Source organism: Citreicoccus inhibens, from assembly GCF_019039035.1.
Classification (GTDB): domain Bacteria; phylum Myxococcota; class Myxococcia; order Myxococcales; family Myxococcaceae; genus Citreicoccus; species Citreicoccus inhibens.
On record NZ_JAHNZT010000007.1, the window covers coordinates 52,763 to 72,290 of the forward strand.

A 19,528-nucleotide genomic window follows, 5' to 3' on the forward strand; every position below is an offset into this window, starting at 1 on the left:
TCTACGCCGCACCGCTGCCATGGCTCAACGCTCGGTGCGGAAAAATACTCCGCGCGCGAAAACCGCCCTCACTTGATGCGCAGCAGCTGCTTCACCGTCTCCAGGACTTCCACGAAGCGCACGGGCTTGCGCAGGTAGATGTCCACCCCGAGTTGGATGGCGCGCTCCTGCGCCTCCTTGCCCCCGGCGGAGATGGCGATGATCGGGATGCCGCGGAGCGCCTCCTCCTCGCGGATGCGCTCCACCAGGGCGAAGCCGTCCATCACCGGCATGTAGAGGTCCGTCATCACCAGGCTGAAGCGCCCCTCGCGCAGCATCAGGAGCGCGTGGTGCCCGTCCGGCGCGAAGTGGACCTCCAACGGGACCTTCCCGTGCAGATCGTTGCTCGCGAGCTTCTTGAGGACGTAGCTGTACATCTCGATGATGTGCGGGTTGTCCTCGACGATGAGCACACGGTAGCCGTCAGGCTCGGTGTGGGACGCGGTGCTGTCAGGTCCTGCCGCACTCAAGATGTCACCCAGTCGCCGCCAATCCTTCGCGTACGCCCCGCGGACGCCGACGTCCCCTCGGCATTCGGGGCCACCGGCCACACCTCGGCCACGGTTCCGCTGACTTCTACCGGATCCAGGGGCCCCGGGAAAGAAAGTGCCAGCGAACCTCTTCCCCCGCCCCAGGTCCGCCTGCTCGCTCGCCGCGGGACACGTCCACCCGCCCGCCGCCCGGCCGGGACCCAGGCCCGCCTGCGCCGGCGCCCACGGGCTCAGCGCATAACAAGGGGTTGAAATCGCTCGGCAATTTGCTGATGGCGGCCCAGTCTACAGCCAAGGGTTTATGTTGACAACGCGGCCATCGGGGCCATACGTACGCCCCGCCATGGCGGAGCCCCTGTTCACTCCTGAAGAGCAGAAGAAGTTCGACGCGGGGATCGCGGAGATCCTTTCGCACTATCCCCCCGAGCGCAAAAGCGCTGGCATGTTGCCCGCGCTGCGCCTGCTTCAGGAGCTCAAGGGTTGGCTCCCGCAGGACGGTTTGCGTCTGGTGGCGAAGCAGCTGGAGGTCACGCCGGAGCGCGCCTACGAGGTCGCCAGCTTCTACGTGATGTACCACCTGAAGAAGCCGGGCAAGTACGTCGTCGACGTCTGCACCAACCTCTCCTGCTCCCTCTGGGGCGCAGAGAAGATGCTCGCGTACCTCGAGGACAAGCTCGGGCTCAAGGCGGGCGAGGCCAACGAGAAGTTCACCTTGCGCGAGACCGAGTGCCTCGCCTCGTGTGGCACGGCGCCGTGCCTGCAGATCAATGAGGATCACCACGAGAACCTGACCAAGGCGAAGCTGGACGCCATCCTGGCGAAGCTCCCCTGAGTCACTGATCCTCACCTCTTCCTAGGACGTTCATCATGGCCTCTACGGCAAAGGCGATCGAACCGGTCATCTCGGCGGCCTGGGGCAAGCCCCAGTCCTGGACCCTGGACAGCTACCGTCAGCGCGGTGGCTATGACGGGCTGAAGAAGGCCCTGGAGATGGCCCCCGCGGCCATCATCGACGAGGTGAAGAAGTCGAACCTCCGCGGACGCGGCGGCGCCGGCTTCCCCACGGGCCTCAAGTGGAGCTTCGTCCCCAAGGACAGCCCCAAGCCCAAGTACCTCGCGGTCAACGGCGACGAGTCCGAGCCGGGGACGTTCAAGGACCGGTACATCCTCGAGAACGACCCGCACATGATGCTCGAGGGCATCGCCATCGCGTCCTACGCGCTGGGCGTGCACACCGCCTACGTCTACCTGCGCGGCGAGTTCAAGTTCCAGGCGCAGCGCACGCAGGCCGCCATCGACGAGGCCTACAAGGCCGGCATCTTCGGCAAGAAGATGATGGGCAAGGACTACGAGCTCAACTGCTACCTGGTGCGTGGCGCGGGCGCGTACATCTGCGGCGAGGAGACGGCGCTCCTGGAGAGCCTCGAGGGAAAGAAGGGCTGGCCCCGCCTCAAGCCGCCGTTCCCCGCGGTGGTCGGTCTGTTCGGCTGCCCCACGGTGGTGAACAACGTGGAGACGCTCGCCAGCGTGCCGTCCATCCTCGCCAAGGGCGCGGACTGGTACGCCAAGCTGGGCACGGACAAGTCGGGCGGAACGCACCTCGTGTGCCTGTCCGGCTCGGTGAACCGCCCGGGCGTGTACGAGCTGCCCATGCAGACCACGCTGCTGGAGCTCATCCACGACGACAAGTACGGCCAGGGCATGCCCAAGGGCCGCAAGGTGAAGGCCGTCATCCCGGGCGGCTCCTCGGCGCCGGTGCTGGGCGCGGACGAGCTGGACGTGGCGGTGGAGTTCGAGGCGCTGAAGGTCAAGCAGACCATGGCCGGCTCCGGCGGCGTGATCGTCATGGACGACGCGACGTGCATGGTGCGCAGCCTGTGGCGCGTGGCCCGCTTCTACGCGGAAGAGTCGTGCGGCCAGTGCACGCCGTGCCGCGAGGGCACGCCCTGGCAGACGCGGCTGTTGCGCAAGATTGAAGAGGGCCGCGGCGAGCCGGGCGACATCGACATGCTGTCCAATGTCGCGGCGTCCATCGCGCCCTACCCGCCCATCGGCCTGGGCAACACCATCTGCGCACTGGGTGACGCGGCCGCGCTGCCCACGCACTCGTTCCTCATGCGGTTCCGCGACGAGTTCGAGGCGCACATCCGCGAGAAGTGCTGCCCCTTCGGTGACAAGCCGTGGGGTTCCTACGGAGACTGGTCGTGAACGTCGAGCTTGTCCTCTTCGGGGCGTTCGCGCTCCTGACGCTGCTGTCAGCCGGCCTGGTCATCCTCGCGCGGAGCCCCATCAACTCCGCCATGGCCCTGGTCTCCACGTTCTTCTTCCTGGCCGGCATCTACGTGCTGCTCTGGGCGCACACGGTGGCCGTGGTGCAGGTGCTGGTCTACGCCGGCGCCATCATGGTGCTCTTCCTGTTCGTCATCATGCTGCTGAACCTGGGCGAGTCGGCGCACCGCGGCAAGCCCACGCTGAGCCGCATCCTCGGGGGCGCCTCCGCGGTGGGCCTCCTGGGCGTGCTCGGCATCACCCTGAGCCGGGTGCCGGCGCAGCCGGCCAACCTTGGCCCCCAGGCCCAGGCCACGTTCGGCACCATGGCGTCCATCGGCCAGAGCATCTTCACCCAGTGGCTGCTGCCCTTCGAGGCCGTGAGCCTCTTGCTCCTGGTGGCCATGGTGGGCGCGGTGGTGGTGGCCAAGTCGCGGATCTGATCCCGCCCCCGAACAACTTCTGCTAGATGGGCGCGGCGTGTCTGACACGCCCCGCCCGCCCGAAAGCCGAGCCCAGGCCATGGTCCCCATCACCTACTACCTCTTGCTTGCCGCCGCGCTGTTCTGCATGGGCATGTTTGGCGTGCTGGTGCGCACCAACGCGCTGGTCGTCTTCATGTGCGTGGAGCTGATGCTCAACGCGGCGAACCTCACCTTCCTGGCCTTCGCCCGCATGCACGGCGACGGCATCGGCCATGTGTCCGCCTTCTTCGTCATCGCCGTCGCGGCGGCAGAGGCCGCCATCGGTCTGGCCATCGTCATCGCGGTGTTCCGCAGCCGCGGGACCGTCAACGTCGACGACATCCGGACGATGAAGCACTGAGCCCCGTCTTTCCCTGAGCCCATCCATGGACGGAATCATCGATTTCTTCAGAACGGCCCCCATCCCCCCGGATGTGCTCGCGCCGTCCCTGTGGTTGATCATCGCGCTGCCGCTCTTGGGCGCCTTCGTGTGCGGTGTCTTTGGCCGGATGCTGGGCCGGGCCAACGTGAACCTCATCGCCTGCTCGGCGGTGGCGGGCGCGTTCGTGCTGAGCGTGCTCACCTTCTGGGCCACCAGCGACTCGGCCGGCGGCCGGGTGGTGAACTTCCCCAACCCGTTCGGCCTCGAGCGGGACGTGGTCCGCTACGCCCTGGCGCATGACTATGGCACCTGGTTCGCCGCGGGCGACTTCCGGGTGAACTTCGGACTGCTGGTGGACCACCTGTCCGGGACCCTGCTGCTGGTCATCACCGGCGTGGGCTTCCTCATCCACCTGTACTCCACGAGCTACATGGAGCACGACGAGGGCTACGCGCGCTACTTCGCGTACCTGAACCTCTTCGTCGCCGCGATGCTCACGCTGGTGATGGCCGACAACCTCGTCCTGCTCTTCGTGGGCTGGGAGGGCGTGGGCATGGCCAGCTACCTGCTGATCGGCTTCTGGTACACGGATCCGGCCAAGGCGTGGGCGGGCCGCAAGGCGTTCGTCACCAACCGCATTGGCGACTTCGCGTTCCTCATCGCCACGTTCCTCATCGTCCTCTTGGTGGGCGCGTTCAACCGGCAGGCGGATCCGCGCGACTTCAACGCCGCGGGCACCAGCCGCGAGCGCTACGAGCAGGCGCTGTCCGAGCGCGGCCCGGTCAACTTCAAGGGCCTGGAGAAGATGGCCCAGGGCCTGCCCGAGGGCACCGGAGGCAAGGTGTCCCTGGAGACGCCCATCGAGTCCGGTCCGCTGGAGGGGCACACCTTCGGCGGCGTGATGACGGTGGCCATGCTGCTGTTCCTGCTCGGCGCCGCCGGCAAGAGCGCGCAGCTGCCCCTGTACGTCTGGCTGCCGGACGCCATGGCCGGTCCGACGCCGGTCTCCGCCCTCATCCACGCCGCCACGATGGTCACCGCGGGCGTGTACCTGTTCTGCCGGATGAGCTCGCTGCTCGTGCTCAGCCCCACCGCCATGGCGACCATCGCCATCGTGGGCGCGCTGACCTCGCTGCTCGCGGCGTTGATCGCCTTCGCGCAGGACGACATCAAGAAGGTCCTCGCCTACTCCACGGTGTCCCAGCTGGGCATCATGTTCATGGGCGTGGGCATGGGCATCTTCTGGGCGGCCGCGCTGCATCTGGTCACCCACGCCTTCTTCAAGGCCTGCCTCTTCCTCGGCGCCGGCAGCGTGATGCACGGCAACGGCGATGAGACGGACATCAAGAAGCTGGGCGGCCTGCGCCACGAGATGAAGTGGACGTGGGGCACCTTCCTGGTGGCCACCTTCGCCATCACCGGCATCTTCCCGCTGTCCGGCTTCTTCTCGAAGGACGCCATCTTCCACGGCGTGGAGCACAACCACCTGCACGGCCTGCACTGGGTGTCGGAGGTGGTCTACGCGCTGGGCCTGGTCATCACCGCGTGCACCGCCTTCTACATGTCGCGCGTGTACCTGCTGACGTTCGAGGGGAAGCGCTCCAGCGAGGCCCGCGTGGCGCACGCTCATGAGAGCGCGTGGCACATGACGCTGCCGCTGGTCGTCCTGGCGGTGCTGAGCGTGGCGGCGGCGGTGTACGCCTTCCCGCTGATGCCCCGCGCCGGTGGCGGAATGCAGCCGGTGTTCGAGAACTTCCTCAGCCCGGTCCTCCGTCCGGCGGAGACCGTGGCCAAGGCCGCGGAGACGGTGGAGCTGGACAACTCGACGCCGAGCCTCCTCGCGTACCTCACCGCGTGGCTGGTGGCCATCAGCGGCGGCGGGCTCGCGGCGTACCTCTACCTGAGCTTCTTCCCGAAGCGCGCCGGTCAGCCCGTGGGCGCCGTCGCTCGGGCGGTTCGCCGGGTGGCGCACAACAAGTTCTACGTGGATGAGCTGTACGAGTTCATCATCATCCGCCCCATCAAGTTCCTGAGCTTCATCCTCTTCCGGGTGGTGGATTCCCTCGTCATCGACACCGTGTTCGTGCGTGGCACGGCGTGGGTGACGGCCCGCGTGGGCAGCGCGCTGCGCTACCTCCAGTCGGGCGATGCCCAGGCCTATGCCGCGGTCATGGCCGTCGCCCTGCTGGGCGGTGTGGCCTACGCGCTCATCCAGGTGCTGCAATGAGCTTCTTCGACACCCACCTGCTGAACGTCGTCATCTACCTGCCGCTCGTGTTCGCGGCGCTGGTGCTGATGCTGCCCGCGAGCGAGCCGGGGCAGATTCGCGCCGTCACCCTCGTGGGCATGCTGCTGGACCTCGTGTTCGGCGCGTGGGCGTACCTGCGCTACGAGCCGGGCGGCCCCGAGTTCCAGATGGAGTTCCGGGTGCCGTGGTTCGAGCACTTCGGGACGAGCTACCACCTGGGCGTGGATGGCCTGGCGGCCAGCCTGCTGATGCTCACCGTCTTCCTGGGGCCGTTGGTCGTCCTGGCGTCGACCACGTACATCTCGCACCGCATCAAGGAGTTCCATCTGGCGCTGCTGGTGCTCCAGACGACGATGCTGGGCGCGCTGGCCTCGATGGACGTCCTGCTCTTCTACATCTTCTTCGAGGCCATGCTCGTCCCCATGTACCTGCTGGTGGGCGTGTGGGGCGCCGAGGACCGCCAGATGGCGGCGGTGAAGTTCTTCCTCTACACGCTGGTCGGCTCGCTGCTGATGCTGGTGGCCATCGTGTCGCTGTACTTCATCAGCGCCCCGCCGGGAGCGCGCTCGTTCGACTACGCCACGATGTACAACAACCTCCTGTCCGCCAACCGCTCGCTGGCCGCGTGCGTGAATGGACCGGAAGGCGCGTGCGCGTCACTCACCGGACTGGCGAAGCTGCTGCACACCTGGGGGCCGTGGATGTTCGCCGCCTTCGCGCTGGCGTTCGCCATCAAGGTCCCGATGTGGCCGGTGCACACGTGGCTGCCGGACGCCCACGTCCAGGCGCCCGTCGCGGGCTCCATGATTCTGGCCGGCGTCATGCTGAAGATGGGCACGTACGGCTTCTGGCGCTTCGCCATCCCGTTCTTCCCGGTGGCCGCGCAGCAGGCCCGGCCGTTCCTGGCCACGCTGGCCGTCATCGGCATCGTGTACGGCGCGCTGATGTGCCTGGCGCAGCGGGACATCAAGAAGCTCATCGCCTACTCGTCCGTGAGCCACCTGGGCTACTGCATGCTGGGCATGCTCGCGGTGACGGTCGAAGGCGCCACGGGCAGCGCGTACCAGATGCTGAACCACGGCGTGTCCACGGGCGCGTTGTTCCTCCTGTTCGGCTTCCTCTATGAGCGCCGCCACTCGCGCCTGATGTCGGACTTCGGAGGCATCGCCAAGGTGATGCCGGTGTTCACGGTGGCGTTCATCATCATCACGTTCTCGTCCATCGCGGTGCCGGGCACCAACGGCTTCATCGGCGAGTTCCTGGTGCTCCTGGGCACCTTCAAGAGCAGCCTGAGCCTGGGCTTCGGCGCGTTCGCCACGCTGGGTGTCATCCTGGGCGCGGCCTACATGCTGTGGATGGTGCAGAAGGTGTTCTTCGGCGCCCTCACCCACCGCGAGAACCAGCACCTGCGCGACATGAACCTGCGCGAGGTGCTCACCGTGCTGCCCTTCATCATCATGGTGCCGGTGATGGGCCTGATGCCGCAGCCCTTCCTCGACCGCATTGCTCCGTCCACCGACCGATTCGTGGCGCGCGCCAGCGTGGGCGCTCCCGGGGCGCAGGTGAAGGATGACCAGTTGCGCGTCGAGGCGATGGCCCTGCCCTCTTCCGCCACCGCGGCCGCGCCCTCCGCGCATGTGCCGCACGCCGCCCGCGCCGCGGCGCCCTCGCCCCGGCCGTAGGTCCAAGAGACTCCCATGACCCTGCCCAACATCACCCTGGCAGACTTCCTCCCGCTGCTGCCCGCCCTCATCATGGTGGTGGGCGCCTCCATCCTGCTGCTGTCGGAGGTGTTCCTCTCCTCCTCGGCGTCCCGCGGGTACCAGGCAGTCCTCACCGTGGCCACGGCGGTGGCGAGCGGCCTGACGGCCCTGGGGCTCATGTTCGAGCCGCCGCACGCGGTGTTCCTCGGCTACGGCGTGCTGGACCCCTTCTCCAGCTTCCTCACGCTGGTGGTCTGCGTAGGCCTGGCGCTGGCCGCGCTCGCGTCGGTGAGCTTCCTGCGCAAGCGCGGGGCGGAGCGCGGTGAGTTCTACGCGCTGATGCTCTTCGCCTCGGCGGGCATGAGCCTGCTGGCGATGTCCGCCGAGTTCATCACCCTGTTCGTCAACCTCGAGGTCCTCTCGGTCGCGACGTACGCGCTGACGGCGTACCTGCGGCGCGGGACGCGGCCCAGCGAGGCGGGCTTCAAGTACTTCATCCTCGGCGCCTTCTCTTCCGCGGTGCTGCTGTACGGCACGGCGCTGCTCTACGGCGCCACGGGCACCACGAAGCTGGCGGACATGGCCGGGCCGCTGTCGCAGGCGCTCGCCACCGCTCCGGCGCTCGTCTACACCGGCGCCATCCTGGTGGCCGCGGGCTTCGCCTTCAAGGTCGCGGCGGTTCCGTTCCACATGTGGACGCCGGACGTCTACGAGGGCGCGCCCACGCCCGTGACGGCGCTGATGAGCGCGGGCGTCAAGGCGGCGGCCTTCGCGGCGATGGTCCGCGTGTTCCTCACCGTGGGCAAGGGCATGGATCCGCACATGCCGCTGGCGCTGTTCTCCACGCTGGCGCTGCTGACCATGGTGGTGGGCAACCTGCTCGCCATCCCCCAGCGCAACGTGAAGCGCATGCTGGCGTACTCGTCCATCGCGCACGCGGGCTATCTGCTCCTGGGCGTGGCGGCGCTGTTCGTCACGGCGCCGGGCGAGCACTTCCGCATCCTGGGCGCCTCGGCGCTGACGGGCGGCACGCCGCTGGACGTGGCGCGCTCGGACGCGCTGCGCGGCATCCTGTACTACCTCTTGGCCTACACCTTCAGCGCGGTGGGCGCCTTCGCCCTGGTGTCCGCGCTGGAGCGCCGCGAGGACGAGGACAAGGGCACCGCGTGGGACCTGGAGCGCTTCAGCGGGCTGGCGCAGCGCCGTCCGGGTTGGGCGTTCGCGATGACCGCGTTCATGCTGTCGCTGGGAGGCATCCCGCCCACCATCGGCTTCATGAGCAAGCTGCTCATCTTCCAGTCCGCCATCGACGTGGGCCTCGTGGGCCTCACCATCGTCGCGGTGCTCTCCAGCGCGGCCGGCGTGTACTACTACCTGCGCGTGGTGGTTTACATGTTCATGCGGCCGGTCCCCGAGGGTGCGCAGACGTTGGAGCGCAGCTGGGGCACGGAGGTGGCGCTCGTCATCTCCACCGTCGCCGTGGTGCTGCTGGGCATCATCCCCGGCCGCGTCAGCGAGTGGCTCGCCCACGCGGGCACGCTGTTCGGCCAGTAGCCCTCGGACGCTTCGGCGTCACCCGCGCCCGCCCGGCCTCGTGCCTGGGCGGGCGCTGTCGTTTGGGGGTAGCAGCACTCCACCCGACACGTAGGCGAGTGGGCGCGACGGGCTGACATGCCAGGCGTCCGCGAGCAGGGCTGGGGGGAAAAAGAAGGCGGCCCGGCACCCCAAAAGGGTGTCGGGCCGCGGGTCTTCTCAAGGTGACGCACCGGAAGTGCTGAAAGGGTGGGGGGGAACCACTTTCAGCCTCGCTTCGATGTGTCCCGCGGATTCCTTTAGCAGGTGCCATGCCATGCGTGCCGAGGAGGCAAACTCCAGTTTTCTCAAGCACTTGAAGAAGGTGGGACATCCAGCCGCCCTCTTCCGCCGATTTCAGAGCTGAAATCGGGTTTCAAATCTGAAAACCCCCAACGAGTTCAGGTGGTTGCATTTTTCATGGATGAACCCGGGGGATTCCCCGGCTGCACTCGCTTCGGACAGGTGCCCGGGCGGGCGCGGGGCTAGTCCCGGACGACGTCCGGGGGAGGGCGGAGGTTGAGGCGCTTCATCTTCCGCCAGAGGGTGGTGGAGGAGACGCCCAGTTCGTCCGCCACCCGCGCCAGGTCCACCCCGTGGCGCTCCAGGGATTGGGCGATCGCGCGGCGCTCGGCTTCTTCCACGGCCTCGGCCAGGGACAGGCCGGTGGGCGCCCCCGGAGCTCTCTCCTCCTGGGCGGGGAGTCCGGGCGGCGGCGCCACGCGCCCCTGCGGGCGGAGCGGGAAGTCCTCGGGCAGCAGCTCATCGCCCTCGGCGAGCGCGGCGGCCTGCTCCACCAGGTTCTCCAACTCGCGCACGTTGCCGGGGAAGCCATACGTCATGAGGTGCTCCACCGCCGACGCGGACAGGCGCTTCGGACGGGGGCTGCGGGCGTTGGCGCGCTCCAGGAAGTGCTCGGCCAGGGCGGGCACGTCCTCCAGGCGCTCGCGCAGGGGCGGCACGCGCAGCATCACCACGTTGAGGCGGTAGTAGAGGTCCTGGCGAAATCGCTTCTCGCGCACCTCCAGCTCGATGTCGCGGTTGGTGGCGGCGGCGATGCGCACGTCCACGCGCAGCGCCGTGGACTCGCCGACGCGGCGCACCTCGCCGTCCTGGAGCGTGCGCAGCAGCTTGGACTGGAAGGTGGGGCTCGTCTCCGTCACCTCGTCGATGAAGAGCGTGCCGCCGTCGGCCTCCTCGAAGAGGCCGGTGCGCGCCTTCACCGCGCCCGTGAAGGCGCCCTTGGCGTGGCCGAACAGCTCGCTCTCCAGCAGCGTCTCGCTGATGGCGGCGCAGTTGACCGGGACGAAGGGGCGCGAGCTGCGCCGGCTGTGCGCGTGGAGCGCTCGCGCCACCAGCTCCTTGCCCGTGCCGCTCTCGCCCTGGATGAGCACGGTGGCGTCGCTCTGCGCGACGCGCAGCAGGCGCGTGGTCAGCTCGCGCATGGCGGGGCTGCGGCCCACGAGCGCCGACAGGCCGTGGCGCTGGTTGAACTCGCTGGCGAAGGTGTCCACCGCCGCCTGGAGCTTGGCGCGCTCCAACGCGCGCTCCACGCGGTAGCGCAGCTCGCCTTCCTTGAAGGGCTTGGTGACGTAGTCGTAGGCCCCCAGGCGCATGGCCTCCACCGCGCTCTCGATGGAGCCGAACGCCGTCATCATGATGACCTGGAGCCGAGGGGCGACCTCCAGCCCGCGCTTCAGGAGCGTGAGCCCGTCCATGGGCTCCATCTTCAAGTCCGTCAGCAAGAGGTCCACGGGGCCGCTGGCCAACAGGCGCAGGGCCTCGTCGCCCGTGGCCGCCTCGGAGACGGTGTAGCCCTCGGCGCGGAGGAGCAGCGCGGTGGTGGCGCGCATGTTGCGCTGGTCGTCCACCACGAGGATGCGTCCGCGGGGAAGCTGGGTGCTCGCGTTGGTCATGGGAAGGACGGGGGCTGCGACAGCGGCAGCCGGAAGGTGAAGGTGGTACCACGGCCGAGGGTGCTCTCCACGGCAATCTCCCCGTGATGCTCCTCGAGGATGCGCTTCACCACCGCGAGCCCCAGCCCGGTGCCTTGCGCCTTGGTGGTGAAGAAGGGCTCGAAGACGCGGTGGAGCAGCTCGGCGGGGATGCCCGGGCCCTGGTCCGCCACGTCGATGCGGAGCTGCTCGCGGCCATCGAGCGCCTCGCGGCGCGCTCGCACGTGGAGCAGCCCGCCCTGGGGCATGGACTGCATGGCGTTGACCGCCACGTTCACCAGCGCCTGCCGGATGAGGCGTCGGTCCATGGGCACCGCGGGCAGCTCCGGCTCCACCTCCGCCTGGATGCGGACGGGCCGGTCCGCCGCGCCCTGCGCGCGCGCCGCCTCGAGCGAGTCATGGAGCACGCGGCCCAGGTCCTCCGGCTGGAGCACCGGCTCGCGCGGGCGCGTGTAGTCGAGCAGGTCGCCCACGATGCGATTGAGGCGATCGCTCTCCTCCCCCAGGATGTCGAGGAGCATCACCGCGTCCCCTTCGGGCTGGAGCAGCCGGCGCAGCGATGCCACCGCGTTGAAAATGACGCCCAGCGGGTTGCGGACCTCGTGGGCCACGATGGCGGACAGCTCGCCCAGGGCCGCGAGCCGCTCGCGCTTCACCATTTCCGCGCGCGTGGCGGCCAGCTCTGCGTAGCTGGCCCAGAGTGACTCGTAGAGGCGCGCGTTGGCGATGGAGAGCGCGAGCTGTCCGCACGTGGCCTCGGCCAGCTCGATGAGCTCGGGCCCGAAGGCGCGCGAGCGTCGCACGTCATCCAGCATCACCACGCCGATGAGTTCCTCGCGAGACGTCAGCGGCAGGGCCAGCAGCGCCTTCTCGCGCAGCCGCTCCACCAACTCCGCGTCGTAGCCGCCCTGGCTCTTGGCCACATCCTCGATGGCAATGGGCCGACGCTCCCGAGCCACGCGCGAGGCCAAGCCATCGCCGTGCAGGGGGATGGCCACCGAGCGGAAGAACTCGCGGTGCGCGCTCGAGGCGGCGGCGCCGCGCAGCAGTCGGGCCTTCTCGTCGTAGAGCAGGATGAAGCAGTTGGAGACGTCGAGCAGGTGGACGAGGAAGTCCGCCGCCACGTCCAGGATGCTCGCGGTCTCCAGCACGCCCGAGGTCGTGCGGGCGAGGTCCAACAGCAGGCGCGTCTCGGTGAGCTGGCGCGCGGACTCGGCGCGCAGTCGGCGCTGTTCGAGCAGCGTCACCAGCAGCTCCGCCAGCGTGGACAACAGGCGCGCATCGCGCGCGTCGAAGGGCCACTCGGCCGGACGCAGGACCTGGAGCGCGCCCACCACTTCGCCACCACGGGTGAGCCGAGCCGCGGCGCCGCTCTCCAGACTCCCTCCCGAGAACTCCCGCAGCGCACGAGCGTGCGCATCTTGGGACAGGACTCCCGTCTCCACTGCGACGGCCCAGGGCGCGAGCACTCCCGCCAGCGCCTCCACCGAGCGGCCCTGCGCCACGACGGACTCCAGCCCCACGTGGGCGAGCAGTGAGAGTGGACTGCCCGGCCCGGGGACGACGTGCAGCGTGACGGCCGAGGCGTGCAGCAACTCCGCCACGCGCGCGAGGAAGGCGTCGGGCGTGGGTGGCACAGGCTGCGCGACGAAGCGCGCCACCTCCGCCACGGCCTCCACCTCCCAGCGACTGCGCGCGCCCTCCGCCTGCAACCGCGCATCCGCGAGCGCGGCGCCCACCACCTTCGCAAACAAGGTCAGCACCGAGCCGTGGCGAGGCGCGACCCACGGCCCCTCGACCCACAGCACGTCCGCGAACTGTCCTCCCACGGGGAGATAGACATGCGTGGGCTCGGAGTGGTCCGTGCCGCCGAACACGGGGCGCGCGTCCGCCACGGCCTCCAATGCGAACTCCACGTCCGCGGGCGCGGGATGCCCATCCGGGGACAACAACCGCTCACCGTCCCAGCGCAGGAGCCGCGCGCGGTAGCCCGCCGCGATGAGGCCCTCCACCGCGATGCGGCGCGCCGCCTCCTCCGAGTCCGCGGACACCAGCGCGGCGGAGGTCTCCACCAGGCGCTCGGCGACAGCCAGCTCCATGGGCGGCTCGGGCAACACCAGACAATTGACGAGCAGGCCCTGCCGCCCTTCCTCCAGGAGGATGGACGTGGCGCTGAGGACCACCTCGCGCGAGTGCCCATCCACGCCAGGCACCAGATAGAAGTGCGACTGTCCCCCCAACAGCTCGCCGGACGCCATGAGGCGGCGATAGCGCTCCCCTACCCGGCTGCGCTCCTCGGGCTGGACGAAGTCGAGGAAGGAGCGCCCCTCCACCTGCTCGCGCGCCAATCCCAACAGGCGCAGGTAGGCATCATTGGCGGCACGCACGCGTCCTGCGTCCAACACCAGCATGGGGTTGCCGAAGGGCTCGATGAGGCCGCGCACGGCCTGCTCACTGTAGGGCTGGGAGTTCATCCGCGACGCAGGACTCGCTTCTCGCCGACCCGGAGCGTCACCTTCTCCCGGTCGAAGTATTCGGACAGCGGGATGACGAACTTGCGGCTCTGGCCCACCAACTCCTTGAAGGCCTGGGTGGAGATCTCCCGCTTCTCCCTCAGGTGCGCCACCAGCCGCTCGCGAAGCTCCGCGATGGACGCGGCGCTGAAACACAGCTCGTCGCTCACCTGCACCACGCCTCCTTCCGCCACCATCACGTGCAAGAGTTCGCGCAATCGCTGCGTGGGCAGCTGGAGCTTCAGCGCCAGCTCGTTGAAGGTCGGCGGCGCCAACCCCGAGCCCGTCAACTCCGAGGCGAGCCGCGTACGCGCCGCCTCATCTCCCAGCGTCAGCGTGCGCCCGCGTCCTTGCAGGCGCACCACGTCCTTCTCCCCCACCACCGTCCCCGCATCCACCAGTGCCTGCACGACTCGCTGGAAGATGCGCGCGTCCAGCTCCAGGGACAGCCTCTGCCTCAGCTCTTCTCGCGACAACCCCTCGCGCAGAGGCTCGCGCTCATGGAAGGCGGCCAACAGCGCCAGCGCTCGCTGTCGCAGTCCCTCGAACACCTCGCCGGAGACGTAGAGTCGGCGCTCGCGGTCCACCAGCAGCACCGCGGCGCGGCTCCCGAGCAACTCCAGCGCGCGCGCCAGAACGCGCGGCCCCAACCCCGAGCGGCCGAAGAGCTCCGTCTGCGTGAGCCCTCGATAGCCTGCCTGCCGCAGCAACCACGCCACCTGTCCCGAGGCGTCCGCGTCCAGCAGCGGCTTCACCAGTTCGGCGCCGCCCTTGCGACGACGCGGCGGGGAGATGGCGAGCACGCGCCCCCCCGCCACCGTCGCGCCACGGCCGGGCAGCGCGCGCGCGCCCCGGAGGATGAAGCGCTGGCCCACCAACGCGCCGACGGGCGCATCCAGACGCAGCTGCGCCAGCGCCGTCTCACCGGGCTCCAGCGCCTCCAGGTCCAGCAGCGCCACGGTGGCCTCCACCTGCGCGGTGCCCAGGTGCAACAGCAGCTTGCGGCGACGCAGGAGCGCGGCCTCCGCGGCGGGCAGCAGCGACAGCTCCACGTCCACCATCCGCGTCTCGGGCAACTCGCCGGCGCGCACGAGCACCATGCCGCGATGGAGGGACTCGGCCTCCACGCCCGCGAGGTTCACCGCCGCGCGCTGTCCCGCCTCCACCGACTGCACCGCGCGCCCATGGGTCTGCAGGCCCCGCACGCGCAGCGGCCCCGGCATCCCCGGCAACAGGGACACGGCGTCCTCGACCGACAGCGTTCCAGACAACAGCGTGCCCGTCACGACGGAGCCGAAGCCCTTGATGGTGAAGGCGCGGTCCACCGGAAGAAACGCGGGCCCCTCTACAGGACGCCGAGGCAATCCCGCCGCGGCGCGCGTGAGCGACGCCCGCAGCGCGTCCAGTCCCTCGCCCGTCTTCGAGGACACGGGCACGACGGGCGCGCCCTCCAGAAACGTGCCCGCGGTGAGCGCCGCGAGGTCCGCCTCCACGAGCGCGCGCCACTCCGGCCCCAGCTCCGACAACAGGTCCGACTTGGTGAGCGCGATGACGCCCGCGCGCACGCCGAGGAGTCGGCAGATGTCCAGGTGCTCGCGCGTCTGGGGCATCACGCCCTCGTCCGACGCCACCACCAGCACCGCGAGGTCCACGCCGCCCGCGCCCGCGGCCATCGCCTTGACGAAGCGCTCATGGCCAGGGACGTCCACCACGCCCGCGACGGTGCCGTCGTCCAGCGCGAGGTGAGCGAAGCCCAGCTCCAGGGTGATGCCGCGGCGCTTCTCTTCCTTGAGGCGGTCGGTGTCGATGCCCGTGAGGGCCTTCACCAGCGACGTCTTGCCGTGGTCGATGTGCCCCGCCGTCCCGATGATCATCTCGTGGCGGCCTCAGGTCCCGGAGCGGTCCGGGTCCTCGTTCCAGCGCCCGCTCCCTCCTGCACTCGGAGAACGCGGGCGGTCATGGGTCGAGCCTAGGAAACCAAGATGGCGGGCGCAACGCGGGCGGCAGGCCCCGGTCAACGGAGCAACCGCTGGCGCCGCGCCTCGCACGCTCGGGGTGCGCGGACATGAACTCGAAGCGAACACACGGGTGCGCTCGCTTCGCCCCGCCCCGCGCAAGCCCGAGGGGGAACCGCGGGCGTGGCGGCTCAGGCTCCGGCCTTGTCCGGATCCTCTTCGAAACGCCCATCGCCCGTCACGGGCTCGTAATCCCATGGGAAGACAATCAGCGCATCGGTGGAGACCGCGCAGAACTCGGGAGCGAACCCCTCGGGCCTCGCCACGAGGCACGCCGTCTTCACCGCCTTGGCGCCCACCTTGAGCGCGAGCGCGGTGCCCAGCTCCAACGTGTCCCCGCTCGACGCCACGTCGTCGACGATGAGCACGCGGCGGCCCTTCAGCTCGCGCGGCATCTCGCCACTCACGCGCGCCTTGTTGGTCGCCTTGTCCGGTCCCGCCGCGCTGCCCTTGTCGCGGCTGCGACGGCTGATGCGCACGGGGAAGAACTCACAGCCCAACGCGGACGACAGCGCGCCGCCCACGAAGACGCCGCCATGCACCACGCCCACCACCGCCTGCGGCTCGTAGGTCTGGCGGATGGCGCGGGCCAGCTTCTGCACCGAGCGATCAAACTCGGCCCAGGACAACTCCTGCACCCCCGTGGACTTCTTGCGGGAGTGGTCGCGCCCCGTGGGCAGTCGCGGGGCCTCGGCTTGCGGCGCCAGGACGAGGTCTCCTGGGATGGAGACCAGCTTCTGCGCCTGCTTGCGCGACGCAACGGGACGACGGGACTTCGATGCGGATTTCGGGGAGGGCTTGCGCTTGCCCTGGGCCTTCGACCCAGGCGCTGCCCGCTTGGTAGCCACGGCGTGAGCTCCGGATGAGGTGCGGCCCCGTCATACCCCGAGCCTCGCGCCCTGGCCACATCCCGCGTGTCGTGAACCTCCACCCGGCGTGCCCGAGTGGAGGTCGGCACGCGACCGCTCAGGCCGCCAGCTTCTCTTCCACGATGCGATCCGCCACCTGCTCGGGACGCAGACCCGACGCCTTCGCGCGCGTCAGCACCTCGTCAATCGTGTCGAAGATGCGCTCGGCGCGGGCGTAGGCCTTGGCGCGGTCGTACCCGGCCCACTCCTGCGCCACGTTGATGAGGCCACCCGCGTTGGCCGCGTAGTCCGGCACGTACGTGATGCCGCGCTGCGCCAGCTGCTCGCCATGTCCCGGCGTCAGCAGCTGGTTGTTCGCCGCGCCACACACCGCCTTCACCTTCAACAGCGGCAGGGTGGTGTCGTTGATGGCGCCGCCCAGCGCGCACGGCGCATAGACATCCGCCTCCATCCGCAGCAGCTCGTCCGGGGTGACGGCCGTCGCGCCGTACTGCTTCACGGCGTGCTCGACGCTGGCCGCGTTGACGTCGCTGACCCACACCTTGGCGCCGCGCTCGTGCAGCTCCTTCACCAGCGGCATGCCCACGTGGCCCACGCCCAGCACCGTCACGCGCAGCCCCTTGAGGTCCGAGCGCCCGAAGACGTGCTTGGCCGTGGCCTCCATCGCGCGCGTCACGCCGAACGCCGTCACCGGCGACGGGTCACCGCTCCGCTCCTTCAGGCCCACCACGTACTTCGTATGCCGGCGCACGTACTCCATGTCGTCCGGGCTGGTGCCGCTGTCTTCCGTGGTGATGTAGCGCCCGCCGAGCGACTCCACCGCGCGGCCAAACGACTCGAACAGCTTCACTCGGTCGAACGGGCCCTTGGGCAACATGATGACGGCCTTGCCGCCACCATGCGGCAGGCCCGCCAGCGCCGCCTTGTACGTCATGCCTCGCGCCAGGCGGAGCGCGTCGATGACCGCGTCATCCTCGCTGGCATACGTCGCCAGCGCGCGCGTGCCGCCCAGGCCAGGGCCCAGCTTCGTGTTGTGCATGCCCACGATGGCGCGCAGGCCCGTCTTGGAATCCGTCAGGAGATGGACGGCCTCGTAGCCGCCCTCGAGCAGGTGCGTGAAGTAACTCATGGCGCGCGCCTGTACCGGGCAAGGCCATACATGTCAAACCGCGCCGCTCGCCAGCATGCCGCGGATTTCATCTCCTGAAATGACATATCGCGTCGTGCAGAATTGGCAGGTCGCTTCCGCCTGCCCTTCCTTGTCCAACAAGTCCTGCAACTCCTCGCGGCCCATGGCGAGCAGCGCACGCTTCACGCGTTCAGCACTGCACGAGCAGGTGAAGCGCAGCGGGTAGCGAGACATCACCTCCAGGTTCATTTCTGGAAACAGCGCGTGCAGGAGGACGGAGGCGCTCTCGCCCGCATGGGCCTGCACCACCGGGAGGAACTCCCGGCGCAGCCGCTCGCCGTGCTCCTGGAAGGCGGCCAGGTCCCCGCTCGGCAGCGGCTGGACGAGCAGGCCCACGACGGTGCCGAGCGGATCCACCGCGCCGTTCACCTGGGATGGCACCTGGGCCATGAGCAGTCGCGAGGCCACCTGGTCCGACTGGTGGAAGTAGCGCTCCAGGTCTTCGACGAGGTCGAAGCGCTCCAGTTCCACGGAGGAGCGGTAGTACTCGCCGCCACCCTGGTCCTTGAGGACGGACAGGAACCCCTTGTTCCCGAGCACGGGACGCCAGTGGTACTGGCCCTCGGTGCCCACGTATTCGACGTAGGTGTTCTTCACGTAACCGCGCAGCACTCCCTGGCCGTCTCCGTCCGCGAAGAGGCCGCGCACCGGGCCGTCACACTCCAACTGGAGGTTGATGCGCGCCTGAGCGTCCTTCTGGAGCGACGCCATCAACGCGACGGCGGTGAGGCCCTGGGACAGGAGCGCGGCGGAGGCCTGGGCGCTCTGGTGGGTGGCACGGGCCTGCCGCGACAGGTCTCCCGTGGTGGCCAGCACCACACGCAGGTCCGCCTTCTTCAACAGTCCACTGACAAGCTCATCGGGCATGGGGAAATCTTTAAGGGTGCCTCACCCCTCGCCGCCCGCCAACGGAAGACGGCGTCCCCGGCGGCGCTCGGCCGGCGGGTAGCAGCCGGACCGAGGGGAAGCATCGCCCGGACTTATGACTCCCTGTGTCCCGGCTGCCAGCCGGGGCGCTCCGGGGGTGCGGAAGAAATCCAGCCAGGGGACGGGACCGGCTATAAACCGCCCCCAGAGCGTCACGTCGCCTTGACTCGGCCCCGCGGTCCGCATCCCGCGATCAGCCGTCCGCTGGAGATTCGATGAGCACCCAAGCCGCCACAGCCGACTCCGTCCCCGCCCGGACGCCCCTCCTCAAGTCCCGCCTGGGCTCGTTCCTCGCGGTGATGCCCCTGAGCTTCTGGGTCATCAACCACCTGTGGAACAACCTGTCCGCCTTCAGCGGCGCCGAGGCGTGGCAGGCCTCCGTGACGAGCTACGCGAACCCGTTCGCGCAGGCCTTCACGTTCCTCATCGTGATGCTGCCCCTGCTCCTGCACACCGGCTGGGGCCTGGTCCGCATCTTCAGCTTCAAGCCCAACAACACCCGCTACAACAACTACGGCAACCTCAAGTACCTGGTGCAGCGCATCGCCGGCCTCGGCGTGCTCGCGTTCCTGGGCGCCCACATCTGGCTGGCCTTCCTCCACCCGCGGCTGATGGAGGGCGGCGCCGAGCAGTTCGCCGACATCGCCAGCGAGATGCACCACCACCTGCCCACGCTCGTCGTCTACCTGCTGGGCACGCTGGGTACCTCGTACCACCTGGCCAACGGCATCCAGACGTTCTGCATGGGCTGGGGCATCCTCGCCAGCGAGCGCTCCATGCGCCGCTTCGAGCCCGTCTCCATCCTCATCTTCCTGGTGCTCCTGGCCATGAGCTGGGGCGTCATCTACGCGCTCTACACCGCGGGCGGGCAGTTCCCCCCCACGGCCGACTGA

Annotated in this window: 15 protein-coding genes; 8 read left to right on the forward strand and 7 right to left on the reverse strand. The window is 69.2% G+C overall.

The genetic code is table 11. The features are described from left to right. Positions 1-68: 68 nt before the first annotated feature. Positions 69-509, reverse strand: a complete 441-nt coding sequence (locus KRR26_RS11765; RefSeq protein ID WP_233577409.1) for a response regulator — start codon at positions 507-509, stop codon at positions 69-71. Between the two features lie 364 nt (positions 510-873). Here KRR26_RS11765 and KRR26_RS11770 point away from each other — a divergent pair, with 364 nt between their 5' ends. The 7 genes from KRR26_RS11770 (at position 874) to KRR26_RS11800 (ending at position 9,149) form a co-directional block, all read left to right on the forward strand. After that, positions 874-1,362: an NADH-quinone oxidoreductase subunit NuoE family protein gene (locus KRR26_RS11770; protein WP_120209656.1), complete on the forward strand. Its 489-nt coding sequence runs from the start codon at positions 874-876 to the stop codon at positions 1,360-1,362. A gap of 35 nt (positions 1,363-1,397) precedes the next feature. Continuing rightward, positions 1,398-2,738 carry an NADH-quinone oxidoreductase subunit NuoF gene (nuoF, locus tag KRR26_RS11775; protein WP_120209655.1) on the forward strand — a complete coding sequence of 447 codons (1,341 nt, stop codon included), beginning with the start codon at positions 1,398-1,400 and terminating at the stop codon, positions 2,736-2,738. After that, complete coding sequence (locus tag KRR26_RS11780) at positions 2,735-3,241, forward strand: NADH-quinone oxidoreductase subunit J family protein (protein WP_120209654.1); 507 nt, start codon at positions 2,735-2,737, stop codon at positions 3,239-3,241. Before nuoF ends, KRR26_RS11780 begins: the two co-directional genes overlap by 4 nt. Positions 3,242-3,320: 79 nt before the next feature. Further along, positions 3,321-3,623 carry an NADH-quinone oxidoreductase subunit NuoK gene (nuoK, locus tag KRR26_RS11785; protein WP_120209653.1) on the forward strand — a complete coding sequence of 101 codons (303 nt, stop codon included), beginning with the start codon at positions 3,321-3,323 and terminating at the stop codon, positions 3,621-3,623. Positions 3,624-3,648: 25 nt separating this feature from the next. After that, positions 3,649-5,871: an NADH-quinone oxidoreductase subunit L gene (gene nuoL, locus KRR26_RS11790; protein WP_217079843.1), complete on the forward strand. Its 2,223-nt coding sequence runs from the start codon at positions 3,649-3,651 to the stop codon at positions 5,869-5,871. Continuing rightward, positions 5,868-7,574: a complex I subunit 4 family protein gene (locus KRR26_RS11795; RefSeq protein WP_217079844.1), complete on the forward strand. Its 1,707-nt coding sequence runs from the start codon at positions 5,868-5,870 to the stop codon at positions 7,572-7,574. Before nuoL ends, KRR26_RS11795 begins: the two co-directional genes overlap by 4 nt. Positions 7,575-7,589: 15 nt before the next feature. Beyond that, complete coding sequence (locus KRR26_RS11800; protein WP_120209650.1) at positions 7,590-9,149, forward strand: NADH-quinone oxidoreductase subunit N; 1,560 nt, start codon at positions 7,590-7,592, stop codon at positions 9,147-9,149. Positions 9,150-9,652: 503 nt separating this feature from the next. Here KRR26_RS11800 and KRR26_RS11805 read toward each other — a convergent pair. From KRR26_RS11805 to hslO, 6 genes are all read right to left on the reverse strand, one after another. Continuing rightward, complete coding sequence (locus tag KRR26_RS11805) at positions 9,653-11,083, reverse strand: sigma-54-dependent transcriptional regulator (RefSeq protein ID WP_217079845.1); 1,431 nt, start codon at positions 11,081-11,083, stop codon at positions 9,653-9,655. Continuing rightward, a complete protein-coding gene (locus KRR26_RS11810; protein WP_120209648.1) occupies positions 11,080-13,596 on the reverse strand; it encodes an ATP-binding protein in 2,517 nt (838 codons plus the stop codon). Before KRR26_RS11810 ends, KRR26_RS11805 begins: the two co-directional genes overlap by 4 nt. After that, positions 13,593-15,509 carry a selenocysteine-specific translation elongation factor gene (selB, locus tag KRR26_RS11815; RefSeq protein WP_217079846.1) on the reverse strand — a complete coding sequence of 639 codons (1,917 nt, stop codon included), beginning with the start codon at positions 15,507-15,509 and terminating at the stop codon, positions 13,593-13,595. The genes KRR26_RS11810 and selB overlap by 4 nt, the downstream gene beginning before the upstream one ends. A gap of 272 nt (positions 15,510-15,781) precedes the next feature. After that, entirely contained in the window at positions 15,782-16,498 is a 717-nt protein-coding gene (locus tag KRR26_RS11820) for a phosphoribosyltransferase (protein ID WP_120209646.1), read from the reverse strand. Between the two features lie 118 nt (positions 16,499-16,616). After that, complete coding sequence (locus KRR26_RS11825) at positions 16,617-17,648, reverse strand: Leu/Phe/Val dehydrogenase (protein WP_120209645.1); 1,032 nt, start codon at positions 17,646-17,648, stop codon at positions 16,617-16,619. 33 nt (positions 17,649-17,681) lie between these two features. Then, complete coding sequence (gene hslO / locus KRR26_RS11830) at positions 17,682-18,575, reverse strand: Hsp33 family molecular chaperone HslO (protein ID WP_217079847.1); 894 nt, start codon at positions 18,573-18,575, stop codon at positions 17,682-17,684. A 275-nt stretch (positions 18,576-18,850) separates the two neighbouring features. Here hslO and KRR26_RS11835 point away from each other — a divergent pair, with 275 nt between their 5' ends. Beyond that, the gene (locus KRR26_RS11835; protein WP_217079848.1) at positions 18,851-19,528 is read left to right on the forward strand and encodes a succinate dehydrogenase; all 678 of its coding nucleotides are present in this window, start codon (positions 18,851-18,853) and stop codon (positions 19,526-19,528) included.